14 protein-coding genes are annotated in these 25,942 nt (G+C 64.4%); 2 read left to right on the top strand and 12 right to left on the bottom strand.

Translation table 11 applies throughout. The annotated features are described in order from the left end of the window. Positions 1–202 precede the first annotated feature (202 nt). From J2Y55_RS14065 to J2Y55_RS14040, 6 genes are all read right to left on the bottom strand, one after another. The gene (locus J2Y55_RS14065; RefSeq protein WP_310154027.1) at positions 203–865 is read right to left on the bottom strand and encodes a response regulator; all 663 of its coding nucleotides are present in this window, start codon (positions 863–865) and stop codon (positions 203–205) included. Then, entirely contained in the window at positions 862–2,043 is a 1,182-nt protein-coding gene (locus J2Y55_RS14060) for a sensor histidine kinase (protein WP_310154024.1), read from the bottom strand. The genes J2Y55_RS14065 and J2Y55_RS14060 overlap by 4 nt, the downstream gene beginning before the upstream one ends. Next, positions 2,018–2,575 (bottom strand): methanogen output domain 1-containing protein, encoded by a 558-nt coding sequence (locus J2Y55_RS14055; RefSeq protein ID WP_310154021.1) that lies wholly within the window; start codon positions 2,573–2,575, stop codon positions 2,018–2,020. The genes J2Y55_RS14060 and J2Y55_RS14055 overlap by 26 nt, the downstream gene beginning before the upstream one ends. 953 nt (positions 2,576–3,528) lie before the next feature. Then, entirely contained in the window at positions 3,529–4,401 is an 873-nt protein-coding gene (locus J2Y55_RS14050; RefSeq protein WP_310154018.1) for a glycosyltransferase family protein, read from the bottom strand. A 14-nt stretch (positions 4,402–4,415) separates the two neighbouring features. Further along, positions 4,416–5,072, bottom strand: a complete 657-nt coding sequence (locus J2Y55_RS14045) for a methyltransferase domain-containing protein (RefSeq protein WP_310154016.1) — start codon at positions 5,070–5,072, stop codon at positions 4,416–4,418. 255 nt (positions 5,073–5,327) lie between these two features. Then, on the bottom strand, positions 5,328–8,192 hold the full coding sequence (locus tag J2Y55_RS14040) for a right-handed parallel beta-helix repeat-containing protein (RefSeq protein WP_310154013.1): 2,865 nt from the start codon (positions 8,190–8,192) through the stop codon (positions 5,328–5,330). 316 nt (positions 8,193–8,508) lie between these two features. Here J2Y55_RS14040 and J2Y55_RS14035 point away from each other — a divergent pair, with 316 nt between their 5' ends. Further along, positions 8,509–9,858, top strand: a complete 1,350-nt coding sequence (locus J2Y55_RS14035) for a lipopolysaccharide biosynthesis protein (protein ID WP_310154010.1) — start codon at positions 8,509–8,511, stop codon at positions 9,856–9,858. Beyond that, positions 9,855–10,577, top strand: a complete 723-nt coding sequence (locus J2Y55_RS14030; protein ID WP_310154007.1) for a 4'-phosphopantetheinyl transferase family protein — start codon at positions 9,855–9,857, stop codon at positions 10,575–10,577. The genes J2Y55_RS14035 and J2Y55_RS14030 overlap by 4 nt, the downstream gene beginning before the upstream one ends. Before the next feature lie 2 nt (positions 10,578–10,579). On the opposite strand, the gene J2Y55_RS14025 is transcribed toward J2Y55_RS14030, so the two are convergent. The 6 genes from J2Y55_RS14025 to J2Y55_RS14000 form a co-directional block, all read right to left on the bottom strand. Further along, a complete protein-coding gene (locus J2Y55_RS14025) occupies positions 10,580–12,829 on the bottom strand; it encodes a condensation domain-containing protein (RefSeq protein ID WP_310154005.1) in 2,250 nt (749 codons plus the stop codon). A 6-nt stretch (positions 12,830–12,835) separates the two neighbouring features. Then, positions 12,836–20,776 (bottom strand): non-ribosomal peptide synthetase/type I polyketide synthase, encoded by a 7,941-nt coding sequence (locus J2Y55_RS14020; protein WP_310154002.1) that lies wholly within the window; start codon positions 20,774–20,776, stop codon positions 12,836–12,838. Then, on the bottom strand, positions 20,769–22,814 hold the full coding sequence (locus J2Y55_RS14015) for an amino acid adenylation domain-containing protein (protein ID WP_310153998.1): 2,046 nt from the start codon (positions 22,812–22,814) through the stop codon (positions 20,769–20,771). The genes J2Y55_RS14020 and J2Y55_RS14015 overlap by 8 nt, the downstream gene beginning before the upstream one ends. 167 nt (positions 22,815–22,981) lie before the next feature. Continuing rightward, on the bottom strand, positions 22,982–23,761 hold the full coding sequence (locus tag J2Y55_RS14010) for a methyltransferase, TIGR04325 family (protein ID WP_310153995.1): 780 nt from the start codon (positions 23,759–23,761) through the stop codon (positions 22,982–22,984). A 72-nt stretch (positions 23,762–23,833) separates the two neighbouring features. Continuing rightward, entirely contained in the window at positions 23,834–24,499 is a 666-nt protein-coding gene (locus J2Y55_RS14005) for a hypothetical protein (protein WP_310153992.1), read from the bottom strand. Between the two features lie 4 nt (positions 24,500–24,503). Next, positions 24,504–25,928 (bottom strand): mannose-1-phosphate guanylyltransferase/mannose-6-phosphate isomerase, encoded by a 1,425-nt coding sequence (locus J2Y55_RS14000; RefSeq protein ID WP_310153989.1) that lies wholly within the window; start codon positions 25,926–25,928, stop codon positions 24,504–24,506. Positions 25,929–25,942 lie beyond the last annotated feature (14 nt).

Genomic DNA, 25,942 nt, shown 5'->3' with positions numbered 1-25,942 from the left:
GTGGTAACGGGAACGGTCCTGCAAGTCGCTACGCCCTTCAGGAGAGGGGGCGGCATTGTTCGTGGCCATCATTTCTCGACGATGCCAAGTTGAGTACTCCGCACAGGTCTGAGTGCGACGGCTCGGAGCACCGATGGCGTAGAGCAGGATGCGAAAAAGTGGGAACCGGCTTTTCGCATTGATCCGCCTCTGGTCATTGCCATCAGATATCGAGAATCCAGCCGTGGCTCGCGCCATATCTGATGATGTCGAGGCGCGAGTGCAGCATCAGCTTCTTGCAGGCTCTGTACCGGTAGGTTTCGACCGATTTGATCCCAAGTCCAACGCGCCGGGCGATCTCCTTGTTGGAATGACCGACGGCCGCGAGGCGCAGGACCTGCACTTCGCGGTTGGTCAATGTGCCGTTCGGAACGGCTGCGGGTGCTGGGCTGGGGGCTTGGGAAAGCTTGCGAATCCATTCGGAGCGGTACTCTTCCAGCTCGGAATCGATGTAGATGCCGCCGCTCAGCACCGTTCTGATGGCTTGGGTGACCTTGTCGCTCGACGAAGCCTTTAGGACGTAGCCGCGAATACCTGTCTTCAGTGCCTTCTGCACGTAGCTCGACTCTTCGTAGTGGGTCAGCATCACAATCAGGGTCGCGGGGGCCCCTTCAAGAATGCGCTCGGCCAGTGTGAGGCCGCTCATGCCGGGCAGGCCCATGTCGAGTATGACGATGTCGGGGGTTCGGTCGCGGACGAGTGCGAGCGCCTGGGAGGCGGAGGTGGCTTGTCCCACGAATTCGAGATCCGGCAAGCCGAGTACGAGAGCCCGTAGGCCGGTCAGGATGATCGGGTGATCGTCAACCAGTATGATACGCGCCGTCATGGCGGGTCACCTTGCTGCGGTTCGGGTCCCAACGGCGCAACTGCCGTCACGATTGTGCCGTTACCGAAACGCGGACCGATCTGCAGCGTTCCGCCAATGCTGTTCATGCGTTGCTGCATCCCGCGAAGTCCGATGCCTGAACTGCCGAATTCTCCCTGCTGCTGTGTTTGTGTCGACAAGCCGACGCCATCATCAGCTATCGTGAGCGTCACCGATCTGCAGTTGAATTCCAGGGCGATATCGATTTTCCGTGCGCCGAGCGCGTGCCTGAGCGCGTTCGTCAGTGCTTCCTGAGCAACCCGATACAGGTTGCTTTCGAGAGCGGCGGGAAGCGAGTCGGGCTCTGCTCCCTTCTTCTTGAAGGAGAGGTCGAGCCTGCCATCCGTCGTGAACCAAATGGCTGTGATCTCGATGGCCCGGCTGAGGCCGAGCTCCTCGACAATCCGCGGCCGACCACCGACCACGGCGTGGTGGATTTTACGCCCGACCTCGGAGACATGCACGGCGAGGTCGTGGAGGCGGCTTCGCGCCGGGCCGGTGGCGGCGTCTCGCATGCGTCTCAGTTCCACGAGAACAAGAGCCATCTCCTGGCCTGCGTGGTCATGGAGATCCTGGGCAATGCGCTCGCGCTCATCAACGCGGATATGTTTGATCTCGTTCTGCAGTTCCTGCTTCTGCGCTTCCGCGATACGCAGCGCCTCAGCGACGAAACAATACTGCTCGACCAGTCGCAGGCGGTCGCTGCGCAGTTCATCGGCTTGCTCCACGGCAAGGCGCCAATGCCGCTCGACCCGCAATCTCTTCATCCACTCTGCGCGCGCTACAAACCTTGCATCCCGCAGCGGGAAGAGGCGCAGCAGAAGGCTGGCCGGGCGGCTTTTGCGTCGCGGAACCAGAGCGTTGCCAAAGCAGCGATAGTCGAGGGCGCCGCCCTGTCCGTCGAAGCTGATCTTTTCGATCAACGGCTGACGGGAGCCCGAGCAGCGAATGAGATAGGTTCGCAAGGCTTCGGCTCGGCTGGAGCAGATCTCGAATAGCGACGATATCGAAGCTTGGGGAGAGAGAGCCAGGTGCGCTGCACGATTTCGCGCATGGATGCTTCCGTCGCAGCAAACAACGAGAGCCGGTTCGAGATAGGCTTCCAGGTCTAGCTCAGTTCGAAGCTGCAGATGCATCATCGCGGAAGTATTCCCTCGTATCTGGATGCAGTTCTGTTCGCTTGAGGTGAAGCACGACGCGGCATGCGGCGGCTCCCCTGGCGATCGTCTGTTCGAGATCGACGGCTGCATAGCCGACCGCATTAGCTGTCATCACGCCGAAGATGTTCGACGTCAGCATGCAGAGAGATGGGTGGTTGATGACTGCATTTCCCAGGGGGCATTTGCAATTGCCCAGGACGATATGGTCTTCGTCTTCTTCGATGACGAAGAATTCACCGCCAGAGCGCTTGTTCAGGTCGATCAGAGCCGCAAGAAGCTGATCTCGGTTGAGATTTTGAACGCCAAGCGCTGTCTTATACTGCTTCTCGATGTCCGATCCCAGTCGCGCAGCGATACTGCTGACATAGGCACAGGCCTCTTCGCCCCCAGCGGTGGTTTCGAGCAAATCGGCCATGCCGGCGACCATAGTGTCGAGAAGACGACGTTGGTCGAAATCGATGGCGAGCGATTCAATGCTGGGCGATGTCGCATTCGCAATGATTGGGGGCATGATGACTGGCCCTCCTAAGCAGATTGCTGATCGGATAGGGGCGTTCGAGCGACGGAGTTCGTGCAAGATCGACTATACGGCACGCAGGAGCTGCGAGTATCTCCTTTCTTCGATGATCCCATTCTTGTAAATTGATCTGTATCAAATTGACGCAGTTCTTGAGTTCCTTGCCGGAGAAGGAAAGCCGATGAGGGAATGCAACTCAGTTCGCAACATACAATTATGGGTTGAAGATAAAATTTTCACGCTGGTCATTACATAGCATTTAATCAGTTAAGGCAGCAAGGGTTGTTATCACATGTGCGCGATGCGTAAGGAGATAGGCGCTGCGGTGTTTCCAAGGTGAGCCCGGGAGCGCCGGAGGCGAAAGAACTGATTAATTTGAATCTGTTCTAGGCGCGTTTTGATCGGAGACAAGGCCCCGGTCTTACCCCATGAATACATCCATTCTATCATATAGTACCAAATTGAACGAAATTCGCCCGTCAGAATTTAGATATAAATTTCAGAATGAAGGTTGTTAAAAATTAATTTGAAAATAGAAATGTATTTTGATTGTTAAATTTAATACAGATAAAGATATGTTGTTTCAAATACATAATGAATCTTACGAAGAGTTACTGGCTGATCGATCGGGATATTTTGTAGATAATCTGGATTCAGTTACAAGAAGACCAGAATCAAAGCAAGATGAAGCATTTATATATCAGAAAACACCATGTTTATATCAAGTATTTGTGTTGAATTAACTATATCATCTTAGGTAATTGGTGACCGACATTCACTGAGTAAGGTAAACGAGATCGAGTGCGGCACGGTGCCGACTCACGACAGGCTAGGCGTTTCAGCGTTATGACCGACAGCGCTTGCATCGCGACCGATGGTTGACTCCCGGGTGCGTTCTTGGCGGTCACCTGCATGTCGTCGTGATGGCGCAAGACGATTGCTCGCATTCACCCGACGCTCGAGACGCCGGGCGCCTTGATCGAAAGATGCGCCTGAGGCCGCGGTGAAGCGACAAGCTTCCGAAGCCGCCGCCAGGCGAATGGCAGGAAGCTCTGTTGGGAATGGTCGACGGGCGTGCGCAGGATCAGGCCGGGATCGATGAGCATCTTCGCGCCAGTCCTATCCGCGAGGCGGCGGTTGAAGACCAGATGCTCGCAGATGCTGGGGCCGGGCTGGAGATAGCTTCCGATGCGATAGGCGTCGGTGCGGTAGAGGCACAAGCCGTTGAAGGTCGACGCGCATTCGATCTCGCGATCGTCGGTGAGCGCTCGCTGGTGCGGATAGATCCGCGAACGAAAAAAACGATAATAGGCGAAGATGTTGTTTCGGCTTCTTGCCAGGTCTTCGAGCAGCGTATCGAAGGATCTGTGATCGTCCTGAAATGCCAGGAGATCGTAGTAGTGGGGCCGCGACGTCGCCGAAACGCCGAAGATGCCTTGCCGCTCGAGTTTGGCTGCCGCCGCGAGCAGGGCGGCGGTCGAGGGGGGGCTGGCTATGACGTTGTCGATGTCGAGGACGCAGACGAAGCGGGGCTCGAGCTTGGCTGCTTCGAACTCGCTCTTGAGCCGCTCGCGACCAAGAGCCATCCGCTTGAGCCGGTCCCGCTCTCCCGCCATGAAGGGCGTCGGCACCAGAACGATCCGCCCGCTGGCCTCCGCGCGCTGAAGCAGTTCCCGTGTGCCGTCGCGAGAGCCATTCTCGCCGACGAATGCGACGACGTTGAGCCCTTCCGAGCGAAGCGCTACGAGCAGGCTCAGGAAGGACGGGATCGTCGCGGCACAATCCCTGGCCAGAGACAGAAAGACGAAATCGGGTCTCATCATGGCTTTCCCGCTCAGCAATCCGGGGCCTTGAGGGCGATCAGCGATTTCGTGAGGAACAGCACGTTTTCAGTCAGAACCCGTGCATCCGGAAAGAGCTCTGCGATCTGCGCCCGGTCGAGCATCGAGGTGCCTTCCACGATCTGCATGGCGTGGTCGAGCGAGGTGGCCTTTGCGTAGAAGCCGCGCGCCTTGCTCGACACCATCCGCCGCTGCACGGGTTGGGGCAGCCAGTGCAGGATCGGAGCGTTGCTGTGAGGGTCCAGCGGGAACCAGAAGTTCGGCGTCTGCACGTAATAGCTCGGAGCCAGCCGCCGGATCTCGGCGGCGACGCGCTTCATGTCGTCCCAGCGGCCGACATGCTCGATCAGCGAATTGGAATGGACGAAGTCGAAGCTGAGATCCTCGAACTGCGCGACGTTGCGGGCATCTCCCTGGATGACATGGAACCGAGGATCGGGCGATTGCTCCTTGGCTTCGATATTCAGGAGCCAGATCTCAACGCCCGAAGCGGGCATATCGAACTGCCAGTAGTCTGCGTCGCCTCCCATGTCGAGAATCCGGCACGACCCTCGCGCCCTGATCACGGTCTCGATGATCGGACGGATATAGGTCTTGAACCTTTCCTCGCGGAAATGCGCGCGTCGGAACGATTGCGGGATCATGTTCATGGGGCCTTCGCCTCGCGCTTGTCGTGCCGGTCCGGGGTTCGATTCTAGCGGCAATCCATCCCCAGGCGGCCGTCTTCGAGGACTAGGCGCATTGAGCTTGCGGACTACGCCGTTCTGGTGAGGTGGGCAGGGCGTGGCTAGCGTTTTCGAGCGAAGTGGACACAGGTTCGCGTGAATAAAACGCTTTAAAACAAAGAGTTAGAGGCTGTTGTGGGCTCTGGAGACGATTAACGATTCAATCGATCGCAAGCTGCTCTATTTCGGCCGGATGATCTGTCCGGTTGCCTCCTGGCCGCGCGTGCGGAACGCGTCATACGAAATCGGTCCCTGGCCCCAGATGAAGAGCGGGGCCTCGGTCGCTTGCTGCAGCACATAGGTGTTGCGGTCGAAGTGATTGTCGCCCGTTTCGATGATCCCGAAATTCGGGTTCGAGGCCGCGACATCGCTCGCGCCGCCCGATAGGCCGCTCGGCCCCTCGTAGATCACTTTATTGTCGTACACGGCATTGCCGACGGTCCTGTAGAGCGCCTTGGTACGACCGGCTTTCGCGGGCGGCTGATCGAGCCGCTCGCGGCCCTGATCGACGAGTACGATCCCGCTGCTGCCTTTGCTTACGGTGACCGTGTTGCCGTAGACGCGCACCCGCTCGGATGCCGCGATCTGGATGCCGGCGCCCCAGACCCAGAGGCTGCCTTGCTGGCCGCCACGCCCGGTCCCGTTGAGGCGAACGGTATTGTTGCGGATGATGGCATCGAAGCTGATCTCGTAGAAGATTCCGGCGTCGGAATTCCGCTCGACGACATTGCCTTCGATCAGCACGCTGCGGCAATCGACATCGCACCAGAGGCCTGAGCCATAGTTGTCATGCACGTGATTGGCGCGCAGCGTCAGGCGCTCGACCTTGCCCGCCTTGACGCCACCAGCCTCCCAGCTTGCGTCGAAGCCATAGATGTTGTTTTCGTAGATCTCGTTGCCCTCGATCACGACATCCGCGCCGTTGGGCGAAATCCCGAGCTGGCCGTTGTGGTGAACCTTGTTGCCGCGCACGACGCTCCCTTCGCCGGTCGCGATTCCCGATCCGCTGTTGAAGCGAACCTCGTTGTCTTCGATGAGCCAGGCCGTGGCGCGGGGATGCTCATCGCCGAAAATCGCGCCCTGCTGGGCCGGCGTCGCATATTTCTCCACGATCAGGCCTTTGACGATGACGCCGCGTGCACCGTCATTGCGAAAGGCATAGGGCTGCAGCGTCCGCTCCAGGGTACGGCCGCGCGGATCATCGGCGAGATAGGAGCGCCCCGTTGCCAGGTCGTTGAAGACGGTCCCCGGCCGCAGGCCGGCGAGTTCGGAGACCGGTTCCAGCGGCTGACCGTCGAGGAAGAAACGCACCGGATCGTTGCAGCGGGGACGCGAAGCCAGGCAGGTGCCGAAGGCACGAAGATGCGGCCGTGGCGTTGCGGTGACCCAGAAGGATCCCGACGGGCTCATATCCGCGACCAGCTCGGCTCCGTTCAGGATCGCACCCGGCTGGCCGATGAAAACCTGCCTGTCCTTCGGCGCGATGAGCTGAGCCCGATGTAGGCCGGGCGCGATGCAGAATGTCGCTCCCGGCCCCGCCTTGGCGACGAGAGCTTGAATGGTTGCACCGACAGGAACCTGGATCGATCCGGTTGGGCATATGGCACGCTCAGCGGCTTTGGATGGGGGGCTGCTCAGGCATGTCGCTGCCAGCAGCGCAGCCGCGCCGGCGATGTGCGCGCCAGTGCCTGCCATGCGTCGGGGCCGGGCGGGCACGACGGAGATATGCAAGCCGCGATAGATCATCAGCGAGCCGAGGCCGACCCCGAACAGGATCCAGAATGGAATGCCCAGCATCGGCCCTTCAAGCGCGACGTCGAAGGATGCGTCGATGATGATCGAGGCGACATAGCAGCTAAGGAAGATGAAATAGCGGGACCAATCGACATCGCCGCGCAGCCAGGCCAGGCGCGCCGCGCGCAGCAGTGCCACCATCCAGCTGGCGCAAGTGAGTAGCCACAGCGCCAGACCGGGCACTCCGCTTCTGGCGAGATAGGTCATGTGGACGCTGTGAGGGCTGCGCAGCAGCGGGCCGCCGCGTTCGAGGCCGACCACGAACCCGTCGGCTTCCGCCAGATTCACGCCGAAACCCTTGCCGGTCCAGAAGTAAGGCCCATGGACTGTGTAGTTCCGGATGGCTTCCCACCAGTTCAATCGCCATTGCTTGGTGCCGTCGAGATTGTTGGCGTCACTTGGCGCGGCGATGCTCACGACATTATCGACCAGAGCGCGGGCGCTGATGGGCCGCTCGCCCCGGGGCAGGTCGATCTCGAGATCGGCCAGATAGGCCAGGCCCATGATCAGTACGATGCTGCTGCCAATGGTGATCAAGCGGCGCAGCTGGCCGCTCAGCACCATGGCCAGGACCAATGGCGCCAGCAGGGCCAGCATGCCGCCGCGGCTCTGACTGGCGATCAGCAAGGCCGCGCTGAGAGCGGCAACGAGCCAGAAGCGCCCGACCTTGCAGAGCCCGACAAGGACAAGCACGATGGCGCCGCAGAGATGCGCTGCAAGCTCTCCCGAACGAACCGAGATGACCTCTACGTCCTGGCCGGGCAGCTTCGGGATCGAGCTGCCGAAAAACCGCGCAATGAGATAGAAGACGATGGCGATCGGGATGAGAAAGCGGGCGTGCAGCCTGAAATAGCCGATGATCTGGGCGAGCCTGGGCGGGCGCTCCACCAGCAGCGCCGCGACGATGAAGGCAAAGCCGGCATAAATCGCGACCGCACCGTCTCGCGGCGCGTCGATTCCATAAGCTCCCAAGCCCTGCAGAGTGCGCAGCAGGACCCAGGCCATGAGCAGGGTGGCGCTGACGGCCGGCACTGTCGCCACAAGCACCGTCATGCAGCCCGAGGCAAGGAACGCCAGCAGGCCGAGAGCAAACAGGATCTCGCCGATGAAAAGGGGTGGCAGGCCGAGATAGGCGAAGCTCTTCCCGAACAAGACATATCCGGCGAAGCCGAGCGCCAGCGCGGGCAAATAGCGATCGCTCGCCCGCCGGTCGGCAGAGCCGTCTGCCAGCGCTGGTGATCTCCCTTTCATGATCCGTCCTCGCTCTGCGCGGCGACCAGCCGGCGAGCGGCGAAGGTATCGCGCGGCCGCTTCGAAGCGGGGTGGGATTTGGAGGTAGCCATGCAGGCAAGGGCGATGCTTCACCCCCTTCTGGGCAGTCCCTTTGCGCAGCGCTGCTGCCGGGGGAACGGCGGTAAGCTTCCTTGGGCGAGATACGCCAGGGCTGTCGTCCGTGGTCGATCCCAGAAGTTGAGTGCATTGCTCTCGTGGAGGCAGGATGAAACCCAGCGTGCAGACGGGATCGACGGGAGATTCGCCCCCCTGGCCAGATTCGGATCCGGTGACCATGGCGCTCGCTCAGGACATGTCGGGCGGCCGGGCGCTGAGTGGTGTCAAAGCGCGCTTTCGCCCGATGCTCGGTCCCGTGCTGTCCTTTGGCGATCAGGCGCTCTCCAGCGCCTGCAATTTTCTGACGACCATCCTGCTCGCCCGGGCATTGGGCCTCGAAGCCTTCGGGCTGTACACGATGGTCTGGCTCGCGCTGTATTTCGCCATGAGCCTTCAGCTCGGCCTGATCGTCAGCCCCATGATGAGCATCGGGTCGAAAGAGGAGGGGGCTGAAGCGCAAGCCTACTACACCGTGGTCTTCCTGCATCAGGCCGGTTACGTCGCTGTCGCCAGCCTTGCGATCTTTGTCGTTTTGACCTTCGCTGCAGGCGCGGTTCCGCCGCTCGCTGGCCTTGCATTGCCGGGCTCGATAGCTGCAGCCGCCTATCTGACACAGGATTTCCTGCGGCGTTATCTGTTCGCGCGCCGTCAGCCGGCGGGCATCCTGCTGATCGACACGGTCAATCAGGCGCTGAAGCTTGGGGCGCTCGCGGCTCTCTGGCACGCCGACATGATCAGCGTCGCGGATTCGCTATGGGCCGTCGCTGGCGCTGCTGCGGTCTCGGCAATCTGTGGCCTGTGCATGGCGGGGCCGTTTCGCTGGAAGCCGGATGTCTTCATTGAAGTCACCGGCCGGCAATGGCGATCGGCACGGTGGCTCGTTCTCACCGGATCGGTGCAATGGGTGCTCAACTATAGCGGCCTGCTCGTGACGGCCGGGCTCTTCGGCCCAAAGATCCTTGGCGCGCTGAGGGCGGCCCAGAGCCTGCTCGCGGTGTTGAATGTCGTGCGTGAGGCACTGGATAATATTGTTCCACCGCTGGCCGGACAGGCCTTCGCGGAGGGTGGGCTGCCTGGTCTCAGGCAGATGCTCGGTCGCGCGATGCTGTTTGCGGCACTGACCGGCGTCTCGGCCGTGATGGTCCTTGGCCTGTTTGGTCCGTGGCTGTTGCACAGGCTCTACGGCGCCGAGATCCTCGAGTTCGACTGGGTGATCGTCTGGTATGCTTTCGCCTTCCCGATGGCGCTCATGAGCCAGGCTCTGGGCTGTGCCTTCCGGGCGCTGGAGCGCACGCGACCGATCTTCCTCGCAACGTTCGTCGGGGGCTGTTTCAACCTGCTTGCGGTCTATCCGGCTGCGGTCGCCTTCGGCGTGGCAGGGCTGATCGCGGTCACGCTCTTGTCGGAACTGGTCGTCCTGATCGTCCTGACGATCCTGGTGGTACGGGTGCCGGGCCTGGTGTCTGGCGAGCCTCGTGAGCGCACTCGCTCTGCCGGCGCCAGGGCGGTTGCGGTGCCGCTGCCATGATGCCGATCCCGTCATCGCAGGTGCATCTCTGGTGCTGCCATGTCGACCTCGACAGGACAGAGTCGGAGGAACGGTGCTGGATCCTGTCCGATGACGAACGCGCCCGCGCCGACCGCTTCCATGACGCGAAGGCGCGGCTCGCATTCGCCGCGGCGCATAGCTGGCTGCGGCATGTCCTGGCCCTCTATACGCTTGCCTCGGCGTCGCAGCTCCGCTTCGTCGAGACGATGTTCGGCAAGCCGATGCTTGCGAACGGGCACGAGAGGCAGCCCATAGCCTTCAATCTCAGCCATTCCGGGGAGTTGGCCATCGTCGCGGTGACGGCCGGAATGGCGGTAGGCGTCGATATCGAGCGCGTTCGGCCGGTCCCGGCCGAGGTCGCGGCAGGGTGTTTGGCGCCCGGTGAGATCGCGGGGCTCGCAGCGCTCGCGCCCGCGCTCCGCAACGAATGCTTCTTCCGCTGCTGGACGCGGAAGGAAGCCTGTCTGAAGGCGATCGGTATCGGCCTGAACGCGGCGCCCTCGAGCTTCGAAGTCTCACTCGACCCGTTCGTGGCGCAGCTTCTGGCGGTCCATTCCGATCCGACCGAGGCCGACCGCTGGCAGCTCGCCGACCTGCGGCCGGCGCCGGGCTATTGCGGCGCGCTGGCGGCGCGGCATCACGATTGGTCCGTGATCTGGATGGCGCGTCCGGCGCCGGCAAATGGAGCCCTGCGCTGAGATCAACCAGGGCGCGTCGCTTCGATGATGCGTTCGGCCATCGTCCGCGAACCGGCTTGCGAGAACGCACCCTCATGGCCTTCTCCTGGAAGGGCGAAGCAAGGCGTGCCAGTGGCGAAATGGCCCGTCCAGCCGAGGGCCGGGTCGGGTGGCCAGCCATCGGGGATCGCTTCGCTGCGGAAGAGCATAACGCGGCCGTGATAGCTGGGCGGAGCGTAGCGCTGGACCAAAGTCTCGAGCTCGTCCGTCGTGCGCCAGAACTGAGCTTCATCGGCCATTTCGTCGGCGGCTCTCCAGAAGAGCAGCCGTTTTGCCCGCCGCATGGCGGCTGTCGATTGCAGCCAGAACGACATGCGCGTCACAAAGCTGCGTGCGCCCGCGCGCCAGAACCGCCGGGCGAAGCGGCCCGCGCGCCTCAGCTTGAAGAGCAGGCGCGCACCGTAGGGTTGCCGCAGGAAATAGCCTGGGGCCCAGCAGTCGATCAGAACGAGCAGATCGACTTCGCGCCCGGTCGCCGCGAGCTGCCGGGCCACCTCACAGGCGATCACGCCCGATCGGCAGAAGCCGGCGATCCGGTATCGTCCGTCGGCTCTCGTCGCGATGATCGCGTCGCAATAGGCCGCCGCCAGCTGTTCGACCGAGGCCGGTGCAGCGCCGTCCACGAGCGGGTCGAGCAGTTGCAGGGCGACGAAGGGCTGATCGGGGCCGAGCTCTTGCGACAATGGCCGATACAGGCGCAGATTATGGGCTGTATGATTCAGCGCGAACAGGGTCGGCTGCGTGCCGGTCTGCTGCAGCCAGGTCCGGTGCAGCGCTGTCGCGTCGACCACAGGCGGCGGAGCCGGACCCGCCGGAAGCCAAAGCGGGGACGCGATCGGCAAGGAGGTCGGGGTCGGGCGGGGCAAGCGCTCGGTCGGGCTGGCGAGCAACGCTTCGGCAAGGCTTTCGTACCGCGCCACCAGCTCGCTTGCAGTCGCCTCGTCATAGAGATCGCGATGATATTCGCAGGTCAGGCGCCAGCCTTCCTCGCGCTCGACCAGGATGAAATTGAGGTCGTAGAGCGCTCCCGGCAGAGGAGAGGGGATCCCCGATAGCTGAAAGCTGTCATTCGCGAGCACGCCGATGAAGGCGCGTTGCACGATGAAATTGACCGAGATTGGCGGCCTGCTGGCATCCCCATGGGTCGGCAGCATCGGGACGATCTTGTCGAATGGCCATTGGTGATGGTCGACCGCTTCCTCGAATGTGTCGCGCGCGGCGCGGCAAAGGTCGAGAAAGCACTGTTCCTCCGAGAGCTGCATGCGCAGCACGAGCGTGTTGACGAAGGGGCCGACAATCGCTTCGAGCTCGACCTCGTCGCGGGCTGCCATTTGCGTGCTCAGCACGATGTCGCTGGCGCCAGTGCGCTGGTGCAGCAGCGCCAGGAGCACGGCATAGGCGGCGGCGAAGAATGTCGCGCCTTCGTTGCGCGCAAGCTCAGCGAGCTTTGCGGTCAAGGGGCGGGGCAGCAGCCTGGAGAGCGAGGCGCCGTTCGTGCTGCGCGTCGCAGGGCGCGGACGATCGGGCGGCACCTCGACCACGAGCGCGTTGGCGAGCTTGTGCGTCCAATAGGCTTCCTCGTGTTCGAGTGCGCCGCCGGCAAGTCCCTCATAGCTCCCCTCCGCGAAGTCGGAATACTGGAGCGCGAGATCGGGGAGAGCGGGTTTGCGGCCACGGCCGAGCGCCTGATAGGCGGACACGAAATCCTTGGCGATGATGCCCATCGACCAGCCGTCGCTGACGATGTGATGGGCAATGACCAGGATCACGGCCTCGGCGCGGCTCTTGCGTAGCAACGTCGCCCGCAGGAGTGGCGCCTCGCCCAGGTCGAAGCCCGTGCGCGCCTCGACCTGGGCGATGCGATCGGCCTCCGTGGTGCGGTCGGCCTCGGGCAAGCCGGACAGGTCGATCTCGACCAGCTTGAAGGGCACATGCTCCGCTATGGCCTGAACCGGGCGGCCATCCATGATCTGGATGGCCGTCCTGAGGCTTTCGTGCCGGTCCAGTATCGCCTGGAACGCATCCTGTGCGAGGCTGGCGTCCAGATGGCCGCGTATGCGCCATTTGATGACGATGTTGAGCGCGGGCGTACCCGGATCGCTGTTGTCGAGCTGCCAGTAGCGCTCCTGTGCCGAAGAGCACCGTGCCGTCATCACGATGCGGTCCGGTTCGCGGATATGGGTTTCGGGGTCACGCGAGAACTGGTTTGCCATGATTGTTCACCCCCGCTCGCGCTGTGAGACCGCGCCTGCTTCGCCTGGCTGCGCGGCGTCGCGCGATTGCCGCCATGGCCGCTTCCAGAAAGCGGGAGCGGCGGCCGGTTCGGTGATGCCTTCGTCGGGAAGCGATGCGGCGACGCTGGCGATCGTCCGGTTCCGGAAAAAATCCCGGGCCGCGAGCTTCAGGCCCTCGCGTCGCGCCCGCCCGGTGATCTGGAAGATGCTGAGGGAATCGGCGCCGAGATCGAACAGATCCTCATCAACGCCGATATCCTCGCGCCGCAGCACGTCGCACCAGATACGGGCCAGGGTTTCCTCGACGCGGGTGCGGGGCATGACCTTGCCGGTCTTTGGCACCGAGATGGCGGCGTCGGGAGCGGGAAGCGCGGCGCGATCGAGCTTTCCGCTGGAGTTGAGAGGCAGTGCCGACAGGCCCACCCAGGCCGTCGGCACCATGTAATCCGGCAGCTCCTGTGCAAGCATGGCCCGCAATTCGGTTGATGGCGGGCTTTCCGCGCCGATGACGTGGTAGCAGACCAGCCGTGGCTCGTTGGGGACGTCCTCGCGCAGGATCACGGCCGAGACGAGACCGGTCTTGCGCGCAAGGACAGCCTCGACTTCCCCGGGCTCGATCCGGAAGCCACGCAGCTTCACCTGATGGTCGAGGCGCCCCAGATGCTGGATTCGGCCGTCGGCGAGGTATTTGGCGCGGTCGCCGGTGCGGTAAGCCCTGGCGCAGGTCTCCGGATCGACTGGGTTGACGATGAACTTCTTCGCCGTGAGCCGTGGGTTGCTGGCATAGCCACGTGCCAGGCCTGCGCCCGCTATCAGCAACTCGCCGGGAATGCCGACGCCGACGGGCTCGTCATTGTCATCGACGATGTAGAACTGCGTGTTGGCGATCGGCAGGCCGATCGTGATGACGTCGTCGTCGGGGTGGATGCGGGCGAGCGAAGACCAGATGGTGGTCTCGGTCGGTCCGTACATGTTCCAGAGCTCGCCTCCGCCTTCGAGGAGCTTGCGGGCGAGCTCGAGTGGCAGTGCTTCGCCGCCGCAGAGCATGCGGAAGCCCGGATGCGAGCGGAAGCCGGCTTCCAGCAGGAGCCGCCACGTCATCGGCGTCGCCTGCAGAACGGTGGCGCCGCTCTGTTCCAGCCGCGCCAGGAGCTCCGTTCCGTCCTTCGCTTCCTCCGCGGTCGCGATTGCTACCCGGCCGCCCCGGATCAGCGGCAGCAGCAGCTCCAGCGCCGCGATATCGAACGTCACTGTGGTGACGGCGAGGATGGTGTCAGTGCTGCCGAAGCCCGGCTCGTTCGCCATCGCGAACAGTAGGTTCGACAATCCGCCATGAGTGACCTCGACACCTTTCGGCGCTCCGGTGGAGCCGGAGGTATAGATCACATAGGCGAGGTGATCGGCTGAGACCGGTGCCGTCCTGATGCCGGCGAGCTTATGGTCGGTCTGGTCCACGTCGATCGACATGATGCCTTCGTCGGGGTCGAGGATGGCGGGATCCGGCGGACCGGCGGTCAGAAGCGCGACGGCTTCCGAATCCCTCAGGATCGTCAGGATCCGGGCCTGGGGCATCACCGGGTCGAGCGGCACATAGGGGAAGCCGGCCTTGAGCGCACCCAGCATCGCGGCGACAAGCGCCGGAGAGCGCGCGATCAGGAGCCCGATGCGGCTCTCGGGCGTATCGATCCGCGCCATGAGCTCGGCTGCGATGCGGTCTGCCCACGCGTTCAGCTCGGAGTAGGACAGCTGCTCATCGCCGAATGACAAGGCGATGGCATCAGGCTGTTGCTGTGCCTGCTGCTCGAAGGCCGCAACAGTGCCCTCTTCGATCTGGAAGGCGACCTGCGTGTCGTTCAGGTCAGAGACGAGCCGCTGGCGTTCTCCGCCTTCGATCAGCGGCATCGTCGCGATGGTCATGTCGGGATTTGCCACGAAGGCAGCGAGCAGCGTGCGGTAGTGCCCCAGCCAACGGTCGATGGTCGCAGCATCGAAGAGATCGGCGCCGTAGCAGCAGTCGATCCGCAGCCCGTCGTCGGATTCCCCGATGTTGAAGTAGATGTCGAAGGTGGAGAACGATTTGGGGTTCGGCTCCGCGCTGGCGCTGACGCCGGACCCGAAGTCGAGATTGCCTGCCAGGCGCTCGAGATTGAACTGCACCTCGACGAGAGGCAGCCGGCCGGAGACGGGCGGGATGCGCAGCCGCTTCAGCAGCGCGCCGAGCGTGAAGCTTTGATGATCGTAGGCGTCGAGAATGACGCGCCCGACCTTGTCGAGATGGGCCGAGAACGGCTCTGCCGGATCGATGGCGCCTCGGATCGGCAGGAAGTTGACGCAATGGCCGATCGGCGTGGGGCCCTCCAGCAGCGATTGCCCTGCGGCCGGAACGCCCACGACGAGATCGCGCTGGCCCGAGAGCCGCAGCAGCAAGACCTGGAAGGCGGCGAAGAGCGTGGCGAACAGGGTTCGCCGGCGCTGCGCGCCAGCCGACTTCACCTGACGATAGAGTTCGGCGTCGATGAAGCTCGTGCGCGTGCCGCCGCGGAAACTGCGCAGCGCCTGCCGCGGCCGATCGGTCGGCAATTCGAGCGGGGCGGGAAGGTCCGAGAACATCCTGGCCCAGTAGGTTGCGGCCTCGTCGACGCGCGGGTCCAGGCGCGTCAGCTTCGCATATTCGGCGAAAGGCATCGGGGCCGTGAGGCTGCCGGTGCCGGAGCGATAGGCCGCGGCGATCTCATCCAGCAGGACATTCGTCGACCAGCCATCGCAGACGATATGATGCGCCGACAGGATCAGCACATGCCGGTCATCGCCGAGCCGGAGGATCTCGGCTTCCGCCACCGGGCCCTGCATGAGATCATAGGGTCGGCTGGCATAGGCCTCGATCGTGGCGTGAAGGGCCTCTTGCGGATCGGGTTCGCCGCGCAGGTCGCTCAGGGCGACCGGGAAGCTGCCCGACGGCGCGATCTGCATCGTCTCGCCATCCCCAGAGAACCTGGCATGGAGGATCGCGTGCCGGGCGGCGACCTGCCTGACCGCCTCCGCGAGGCGGGGCGCGTCGATGTCGCCTTCGAGCGTCAGGCTGACGGATTCGTTGAAGGCGGCGCTGGCTTCTGCACTCGTCTGAGCCGAAAGCCAGATTTCGTTCTGGGCCTCCGTGAGAGGAAATTCGGTCTCGGAGGGCGCGATGAAGGTCTCTGCCGCGTGGCTTTCGACGCTGCTGCCAGGCAGCATCCCGTCCCGACGCATGAGCTGGAGGCTTTCGCGGAAAGCCTGGAGGATCGCGGCGATTTCGGCATCGCCATGCTGCGTCGTCAGGAAGCACGGATAGTGCTCCTGGATGAAAATGCCGCGGGCCCGCAGATGATAGTGCAGCAGGCTACCCAGCCGATGATCGCGGCCCGGCTCGAAATAGAGGACGCTGCCATAACTTTCGATCGGCACGTCCCAACCGACCTCCGCGAAGGCGCGCTTCAGTTCCTCGGCCAGATGTTGCATGCGGTTGGTCAGCGCCTCCGTGAGCGCCGGCCCCTTGTCCCTGACATGCTTCAGCACGGCGACAGTCGCCGCCAGGGCGAGCGGATGCCTGACGAACGTTCCCGCGAAGAAGGTGACGCCGACCTCGGGCGCGCTGTCGTCGCCGAAGCGCCAGGCGCCGCCGTCGAGCGCATCCATGAAGCGGGGCGTGCCCGCCAGCAGCCCGACGGGCAGGCCGCCGCCCACGACCTTTCCATAGGTGGCTAGGTCGGGGTGGATCCCGAGCAGGGCCTGCACCCCAGCCGGGTGGACCCTGAATCCGGTCACGACTTCGTCGAAGACCAGGGCCGCGCCGGCCTGTTCGGTGATCGCGCGCAGCTCCTTGAGGAAGGCGGCGGGCAGGTATCCGGGCCGCCGGCTCTGCACGGGTTCGACGAGAACGGCAGCAAGCTCGCGAGCGTGCTCGCGGAGCCAGGCGAGGCTTTCATCCGTGCCGTAGTCCAGCACGGTCATGCGGCCGACGGCCTCCGCCGGGATACCCGGTGCGGCGGGCACGGAGCGGCGCTGCTCGCCCGCGCCGACGCCCCGGACCAGGACCTCGTCGAACTGGCCATGATAGGCGCCCGCGAACGCGACGATGCGATTGCGGCCGGTCACGGTGCGGGCAACGCGCATCGCGGCCATCACGGCTTCGGAGCCCGTATTGCAGAAGGCGACGCGGGCATGGCCGGTGAGCTCGCAAAACAGCCTGGACGCCTCGTGCGCGAGCGGCGATTGCGGCCCGATGGCAAAGCCTTCGGCAAGCTGGGTCTGAACAGCCTCGACGACGAAATCCGGGGCATGGCCGAAGGCGGTCTGGCCATAGCCGTTGACCAGATCGATGTAGACGTTGCCGTCGACATCCCAGATCCGGGCGCCCTTCGCCCGTGCGGCGACGATTGGGTAGACCATCTCTTTCCAGTCCGCGGCGAAACCCGAGACGGTACGTGGGTCGGCGAGCATCGGGCGGTACTGGTCCGCGAGCCGCTTCGAATGCGGGGTCCTGCCGACATAGAGCGCAGTCAACCGGTCGATATGCGCGCGCTGCGCCTCGTTGAGCGCCTCATTGCCCGCGCGGATCAAGGGCCGGAACCGTGTGGCCGGGCCGGCTGCGGCCGCCGCGTTCGGCGCAGCGGGAGCAGGAGCAATAGCCGGCGGAAGCTGTAGGGGCGGTGCCGCCTTTGCGCTGTCAGGCGATGCCGCCTGGCCGCTCAAGACCTGCAACTGACGCTCCATCAAACGCGACATCGCGTCGAGTTGCTCGCGCATCAGCGCGTCGATAGCCGAGCCGTTTGGCTGGCCGACGTCGATGGCGGCAGCGGACGGGGCAGGGGGCGAAGCAAGGGACGAGGCAAGGGATGGCGCAGCCTTCGCGGCAGCCTGCACGACGATGGCAGGCTGTGCGATTTCCTGCGGGTGAAGCTCGGCGATGTGGCGCGCTACGTCGTCGACGCTTGGAAGATCGTCGAGAAGCTGCCGGAAACGAATCTGCACGCCGAACGTCGTCTGCAGGCTTTGGGCAGCCTGCGTCAGCAGCAGCGAGTCGAAGCCGAGTTCGAGGAAGCTAGCGCCGGTCTCGGCTTCACCGAAGGCCCGGCCCGACAGGTTCTCGAAGATGGCGGCGACGCGGGAGCCAAGGCCCGAGCGGCCCAGGAGGAGGTCGACATCAGCTTGGCTGTCCATGGCCGGTTCCTGATCAGGTTGACCTTGATGAAGATCGTCGAGGGAGAGGACGGGTATGGCCGGCACGCTTCCGGCGGAGGCTGCGGGAGCCTCGACCCAGTGTCGGCTGCGCTCGAAAGGATAGCTCGGCAGGGAGACGCGTCTGCGGCGGCCTTCGCCGTGATAGGCAGTCCAATCCGGCGCGATGCCGGCGCTCCAGAGGCGCCCGAGGGCGGTCGCGAGCATCTCTCCGGCGTCGCCTTGCACTGCCGGCAGGCAGGAGATGGCGGCACGGCCAGCGCCTGCCCCTTGCAGCGCGAAGCTCGCCAGCGCGGCACCGGGGCCGACCTCGAGCAGTACTGGAGAGAGCTCGCGCACCAGAGTGGCGATACCGTCGGCGAAACGGACAGGCTCGCGGGCATGCCTTGCCCAATAGGACGGATCGGTCGCCTGTTCGGCTGTGATCCAATCGCCGCTCACACTTGAGACATAGGGCAGCGCGGGCGGATTGAGGCGGATGGCCGCGACCGCTTCGGTGAACGGGTCGATCAACGGGTCGATCATGCCGGAGTGGAAGGCATGCGAGGTCTGCAGCCGGCGATGCGTCACTTCGCGCCGCGAAAGCTCCGCCTCCAGCGCCTCGATCGCCTCGAACGGGCCGGCGAGCACGCTCATGCCGGGAGCGTTGACCGCTGCCAGCGAGACGCCATGACGCGCCAGCGCCGCAATTTCGGCATCGGGCAGGCGCACGGCCAGCATCGCTCCGCCCGGCAGGTCCTGCATCATGCGGCCGCGCGTGGCGACGAGCGACAGGGCATCCTCGAGCGAGAAAACGCCTGCGAGGCAGGCCGCGGCGAACTCGCCGACGCTGTGGCCGATCATCGCAGCGGGCCGCAGGCCCCAACTCGTCAGGAGCTGCGCGAGAGCGTATTCGACCGTAAAGATCGCGGGCTGAGCGAGCACCGTCGCCGAGAGGCGCTCCGGATCGGCGCCGCCATTGCTCGGATAGAGCTGGCTGCGCAGATCGAGATCGAGCCGGGGCTTCAAGATCTCGCAGCAGAGATCGACCGTCCGGCGATAAACCGGCTCTCCGGCATAGAGCTCTCGCGCCATCTGCGGGTATTGCGAGCCCTGTCCCGGAAACATGAAGACGAGGTCGCCTGGGCCGGTCACCGCAGCAGTGCGTGCGGTATTCTGCTTGCGCAGCGCTTCGGCGGCTTCTCCATGGCTGCTGCCGGCCACTGCGATGCGATGGGCGAAATGGCGCCGTCCCGTCTGCAATGTGAAGGCGATGTCGGCGAGGCTCTGTTCGGGGTGTGCGTCGAGGTGCTGCGCGAGCCGGTCCCGCGCGTGGCCGAGCGCCGCTGCGCTCCGGGCCGAGACCGTCAGAAGCTGGTTGCCGCGCGCCGGGGCCGCCACTTCGGTCGCGGGCGCCTGCTCCAGCACGAGATGAACATTGGTCCCACCGACGCCGAAGGCGCTCACCCCCGCACGACGCGGTCCTTGACTGGCAGGCCAGTCCTGCTGGCGATCGGCGATGAAGAATGGGCTGTTCGGCAGATCGAGTGCTGGGTTCGGCTGCGTGACATGCAGGCTGGCCGGCAGCGTTCCGTTCGCGACTGCGAGCGTGGCCTTGATCAGGCCAGCGACACCGGCTGCCGCGTCGAGATGGCCGATATTGGATTTGACGGAACCTAGTGCGCAGAAGCCGCGATCCTCGGTCGTCAGGCGGAAGGCGGCGGTCAGCCCGGCGACCTCGATCGGATCCCCCATCGGCGTGCCGGTTCCGTGACATTCGACATAGCCGATGGAGCGCGCCTCGATATCGGCGGCGGCGTGAGCCATGATGATCGCCGCCGCCTGGCCGTCGACGCTGGGCGCGGTGAAGCCGACCTTGCCGGCGCCATCATTGTTGACGCCGACGCCGCGGATGACGGCGTAGATGTGATCGCGATCGGCGACGGCATCCTCCAGCCGTTTCAGCGCCACGATGCCGGCGCCGCTGCCGAAGATCGTGCCGTTGGCGCCACTGTCGAAAGCGCGACAATGGCCGTCTGTCGAGACCATGCCGCCCTCCTGGGCGAGATAGCCTCGCCGCTGCGGGAAGGTGATCGAGACCCCACCCGCCAGGGCCATGTCGCAGCCATGGTTGAGCAGGCTCTGGACGGCCTGGGCGATGGCCAGCAACGAGGTCGAGCAGGCCGATTGGACCGCGACGCAAGGGCCGGTGAGACCGAGCTTGTAGCCGATGCGCGTCGCGGTGAAATCCGAGGCGGAACCGACCAGCATCGAAAGGTTGCCGACCTGAAAGCTCGACGTGTAGTCGGCAATGGCGGCGCGATCCTGAAACAGGTTGTGCAGCAGATAGGTGCTGGATGTCGCGCCGGCGAAGACGCCGATGCACTGACCGGGTCTGGCGGGATCGTAGCCCGCATCCTCGAGCGCTTCCCAGGCACATTCCAGCAGCAGGCGCTGTTGCGGATCGGTGACTGCCGCCTCACGTGGCAGCATGCCGAAGAAGGGAGCGTCGAACAGCTCGACGCCTTCGAGGAGGGGCCGGGCCGGGACATAGTTCGGGAGCGCGCGCGTCGCCGCATCGAAACTGTCTTCAAGTGCGGCGGGGTCGATCCGGGTGACGGATTCCACCCCGTTCATAAGGTTCTGCCAGAACGCGCTGATATCGGCCGCGCCAGGGAAGCGACCGGCCATGCCGATGATCGCGATGGCGGCGCCGGGGAGGGGGTCAGTCATGGGAACCGCCAGCTGGCGCAGCACTGAGCGAGGATACCGTCAATCCGCGTGAGCGCATCCCGCGTTCACGCGCTGCGGCAAGGGTGCCGAGCGTGCCGTGGCTCGCCGGCGTCAGATGGCCGGCCAGTGCGCGCAGGTTCGGGCGGCGGTACAGATCGATCAAGCAGAGGCCCGCCATGTCATGGGCCAGGTCTTGGGCCAGGTCTTGGGCGATGCGTCGGTGGAGTTCGGCCATCAGCAGCGAATTGCCGCCGAGATCGAAGAAATTATCGTCGATGCCGACCAGGTCGATCTTGAGGACACCGGCGACGATCTCCGCGAGTTGCCGCTCCAGCGCGCTGCGCGGCGCGCAATAGGGCGCGGCCGTGTCCGGCCGCGACCGGTCTGGCTCGGGCAGCGCCGCCCGATCGAGCTTGCCATTCACCGTCAGCGGGAGATGGGGCAGGAAGACGAAGGCCGCCGGCACCATGTGATCGGGCAGGATCGAGCCGAGATGGGCTTTCAGCGCGGCAGGCGAGGGCCGTTCGCCGCCGCCCGTCACGAGATAGCCGACGAGGCGATCATGGCCGCCGCCATCGGCACGCAGCAGCACCGCAGCCTGCCTCACAGCGGGATGCGACAGGAGCGCCGTCTCGATCTCGCCGAGCTCGACGCGGAAGCCGCGAATCTTGATCTGCTGGTCGGCCCGGCCGAGATACTCGTATTCGCTCTCGGCGATCTGGCGGGCAAGGTCGCCGGAGCGGTAGAGCCGGGCGCCCGGTCGGTGAGGATGCGGCACGAAGCGCGCGGCAGTGAGGTCGGGCCGGTTCAGATAGCCGCGCGCCAGCCCCGCTCCCGCGACGAAGATCTCGCCGATCTCACCTGTGGGAACCGGCAGCATGGTGTCGCCGTCGAGCAGCAGAATGTCGAGATCCGGAATCGCCCGGCCGATCGCGCTCGAGCCCCGCTTGGTTTCGGTCGGCGACAGGGGACGATAGGTGACGTGAACCGTGGTCTCGGTGATCCCGTACATATTGACGAGACGCGCGTGCTCGCCGCGCCGTTCGTACCAGCCGGCCAACCGTCTGGGGTCCAAAGCCTCGCCGCCGAAGATGACGAGCCTCAGCGCGAGCCGGTCGCGCCCCGAACGATCGCGATCGGCCTGGTCGAGGGCTGCGAACGCGGACGGCGTCTGGTTGAGGACCGTGACGCCTTCATCGGCGAGAAGGCGTAGGAAGGCTGCGGGATCGCGCGTCGTGCCTTCCGGTACGATCACGAGGCGCCCGCCATAGAGGAGTGCGCCCCAGATCTCCCAGACGGAGAAATCGAACGATACGGAGTGGAACAAGGTCCAGACGTCGTCGGGGTGGAAGGCGAACCAGGCTTGCGTTGCGCTGAAGAGCCGCGTGACGGCGGCGTGTTCGATGGCGACGCCTTTCGGACGCCCGGTCGAGCCGGAGGTATAGATCACATAGGCGAGGTCGCTGGCTGCCGGCGGATGCCTGGGCAGCGGGCGCCTCGCCGTATCGGCGTCCGCGCGATCATGCGGATCGAGCGACCGCCGGCCGGGAGGCAGCCAGCCGGCACAATCGGATGTCGCGACGATGATCGAGGCATCGGCGTCCTCGACCATGAAAGCAAGGCGTTCGCCAGGATAGGCGGGGTCGAGCGGCAGATAGGCGGCTCCGCTCTTCAGGATGGCGAGCATCGCCACGATCGATTCGAGGGAGCGTGGAAGGCAGAGCCCGACGATGGCGCCAGGCTTCGCCCCCATTGCGACCAGCCGGTCAGCCAGCTGGTCGGCGCGGTGGTCGAGCTCTGCGTAGGAGAGATTGGTCGCGCCGAAGGACAGCGCGACATGGTACGGCTGCGCGGCTGCTCGGGCGCTGAACAGGGTGACGAGGGTCTCGGCCTGGACTGGGGCCGCAGCGCTTGCGGTCCCGTCGAACGGCGGCGTTTCCGCCGGAATGGCCGCCTTGTCTGCGGCTCCGGCCAGGGCCTGGGCCCGGCCACGATCCTGCGTGCGGCAGGGGGTGGTTCTGTCGAGGATCTTGGTCATGAAGGGAAGGCTATGCGCCAAGACCCTGCGACAAAATGGGAGCAGTTGGAGTAACACCATCTTCCCATAAGTCAGTGCGTTCCGCGCAACTGGGCAGCGCCCGACGGTCCCCATCGGGCATGTCTCCGCAGAAGAGCGATGCTCGGAAGTGGCCGGCCTCTACCGTTTCACGAGGCCTTCAGCCGGAAATAGAGCCCTGAATAGGTCTCGACATGGCATTCCGGATGAAACGGCACATCCAGGCTGCGCGGCTTCTCCCAGGAATCGACGAGCTGGTAGCCGAGCGTGAGCATGCCGTCGATGAACCCATCGCGTTCCGCCACGCTATAGGGGCAAAACGCCACTTGCCGCGCGCGCGTGATCACGGACTGGATCGTCACGAAGGATCGTCGCGCGTGAAGCGGCGTCCGTTGTACGATCACGTGCCGCGGGCGATCCGCCCACGCGTTCAACCTGTCTTGAAGATAGTTTTCGGACAGATATTGCAGCGAGCCTGCGGCGAGCAGGATATCCATCCCGCAGCCTTCATCGATGGTGTTGGTGAAGCGCAGGCGCTGGGCGGCTTCCTTGCCGGCGAGCGCCTGACCGGCTTCCGTGATCCGGGGAACATCGAAGACGGTCCAGCGAAAATCCCCGGGGAAGGCGAGATAGCGGTCGTATTGGCGGAAGGCGTGACCGACATAACCACCAAGGTCGAGGAGCGTCCGGGCGCCTTCGTCCAGGGCTTCGCGCAACCAGAACAGGACCGGGTATTCGGTCGCGGGCATTGGCTCGAAGCCGCCGGCTGTCGTGGTGTAGTGGTCGATGTCCGCCATCGCGTCGTGGTCGAAACCGGCGAGGCCCGGCGGAAGTGCAAGGCGGGCTGCCTCGAAGCTCCCGTACACACCGCTATAGCCGCAGTGATATTTGCCGGCTTGAAAGCGGTTCTGGTAGAGCCAGCGGCGCATCGCCGTACCGGCTGGAAGCCAGCGAGCCGCCGGGAGCAGCCTTTGGCTCCAGGCTGCCATTGCCATCATCCATCACGCTCCCATCCTGCGCGCCGGCACCCGGCGGATGTCGAAGATGAAGGGCTCCGCTTCGCCTAGAGCGTTTTCGAGCGAAGTGGACGCCGGTTTGTGTGAAGAAAACGCGTTAAAACAAAGGGCTAGAGCAATTTGACGATCCAGCCGGATGGGAAATTGCTCTAGGGCGAAGATCCTGGTCGGGCCGCCGGCCTCCGCTCGCACGGTGATAGCGCGAGCGAACAGACGCATTGCGGGTTCGACGAAAAGAATCGTCAGGGCAAGGAGGAACAGGATCACCGTCGCCCGCAGACGGGTGGGGTGCGGAGCGATGTGGTGCGTGCGCGGGGCAGGTTGGACCGCCGGCCGATCATGGAGGATGGAGACCGGTGCAAGCCGTTGTGGCGCTTGTCTGGCAGGCGCGCCGAACGCCGCCGTCATCAGTTCGGCACCGCCGTCGTCAACCGCCAGCCAATGCTTTGCGAAGGTCGAGTGCTGGACCGCTGGCAAGCCCCTATGGGAGCGCTCGCCGTCGCGGTCTTGCCGGGCAGGGTTCTCCGACGTTGCCAAAGACGCCTCCATTCGTGTCGAGATGCGCTCCTGATCGCCTGCAGCGGAATCATCGCCGGATGCGGCGCCGGCTTCGAGATCCGCTGCAGGATGATGGCTTTGGTTCAGCGCCACATCATCAGACCCAATGCTGGGCGGCTTCGACGCGAATGACGTCGTCTTCGCCGAGATAGCTTCCGTTCTGGACGCTGATGAGTTCAAGCGGCTCGATGCCGCTGTTCTCCAACTGATGGGCGGCCCCCAGCGGGATGGAGATGTGCTCGCTCCTGCCGAAGCGCCCGATCGTCTCGTCGATGGTCACGGTGGCTGTGCCACGGACCACCACCCAGTGCTCGGATCGGAAGCGATGCTTCTGCAGCGACAGGCGCCCCTGGGGAGCGACGATGAGCCGCTTGACCTGAAAACCCTCGCCGGAATCGACGATCTGGTAGGAGCCCCAGGCATAATGAACGCTCGCATGCGTCTCCGCCTGGCTGCACCCCTTGCTGCGTAGCAGCTCGACGATCTGCTTGACCTCCGCTGCGCGGTTGCGGTCGGCGACAAGAACGGCATCCCGGCTCGCGACGACGATGAGATCTTCCACACCGAGGACGGAGGTCATCGGCCCGTCCGTCGAGACCAGGCAATTATGCGCGTCGAACAGCTCGACATTGCCGCGGCGGGCGTTCCCGCTGCCGTCATGGTCGCTCAAGGCCCACAGGGCGTCCCAGTTCCCGACATCGGACCAGCCGCACGAGGTGGCGACGACCGCGGCTCGTTCGGTGCGCTCCATGACGGCGAAATCGATCGAACGTTTCTCGGCCTTCACGAAATCGGCGAGGGCCAGCGCGAAAGCGCCATCCTCGTCTCGTCCGTTCGCGAGAGCGGCTTCGACCGCCTTCACCGTCGCCGGTTCAAAGGAGCGATATTCCTCGATCAGGGTTTTGGCGCCAAACAGGAAGTTGCCCGAGTTCCAGAGCCAGCCCTTGAGGAGGTATTCCGCGGCACGGTGTCCGTCAGGTTTCTCGGCGAAGCGTTCGACGCGCCGGGCTTCACCCTCGAGGACAACCCCCGGCTCGATCCAGCCATATTCCGTGCAGGCATGGCGCGCCGTGACCCCGAACGTGACGAGGCGTCCGGCTCGGGCGGCGGAAAGGCCGTTCGCGACGGCGCTCCGGAAGGCGGCGGGGTCGGTAACGACATGGTCGGAGGCGACCACGAGGACGGGGGTGTCCGCGTTTTGGCCTGCGGTATCTTGGCTTGCCGCGACCATGCAGCCGGCAAGGATGGCGGGTCCGGAGTCGCGCCGCTCGGGCTCCAGCACGATATCGGCCGAGGCATTTATCTCCGCGAGCTGCTTCTCCGCCAGGACGCGATGAGTATGGTTGGTCAGGATGATTGGGCGGTCGAACAGCTTGTGGCGCAGCCGCAGGACGGTGTCCTGGAATGTCGAGCGCTCACCGAGGAGCATGGCGAACTGCTTCGGGAGAGAGTTGCGGGATGTCGGCCATAGCCTTGTCCCGGCGCCGCCGCACATGATGATCGGGCGTATCTTCGAAGGCATGTGGGATCCTCTCG

This window comes from Allobosea sp. BE125, assembly GCF_031456075.1.
Classification (GTDB): domain Bacteria; phylum Pseudomonadota; class Alphaproteobacteria; order Rhizobiales; family Beijerinckiaceae; genus Allobosea.
The sequence above is the reverse complement of the archived record's forward strand: the minus strand, read 5'-3'. Positions and strand labels throughout refer to the sequence as shown.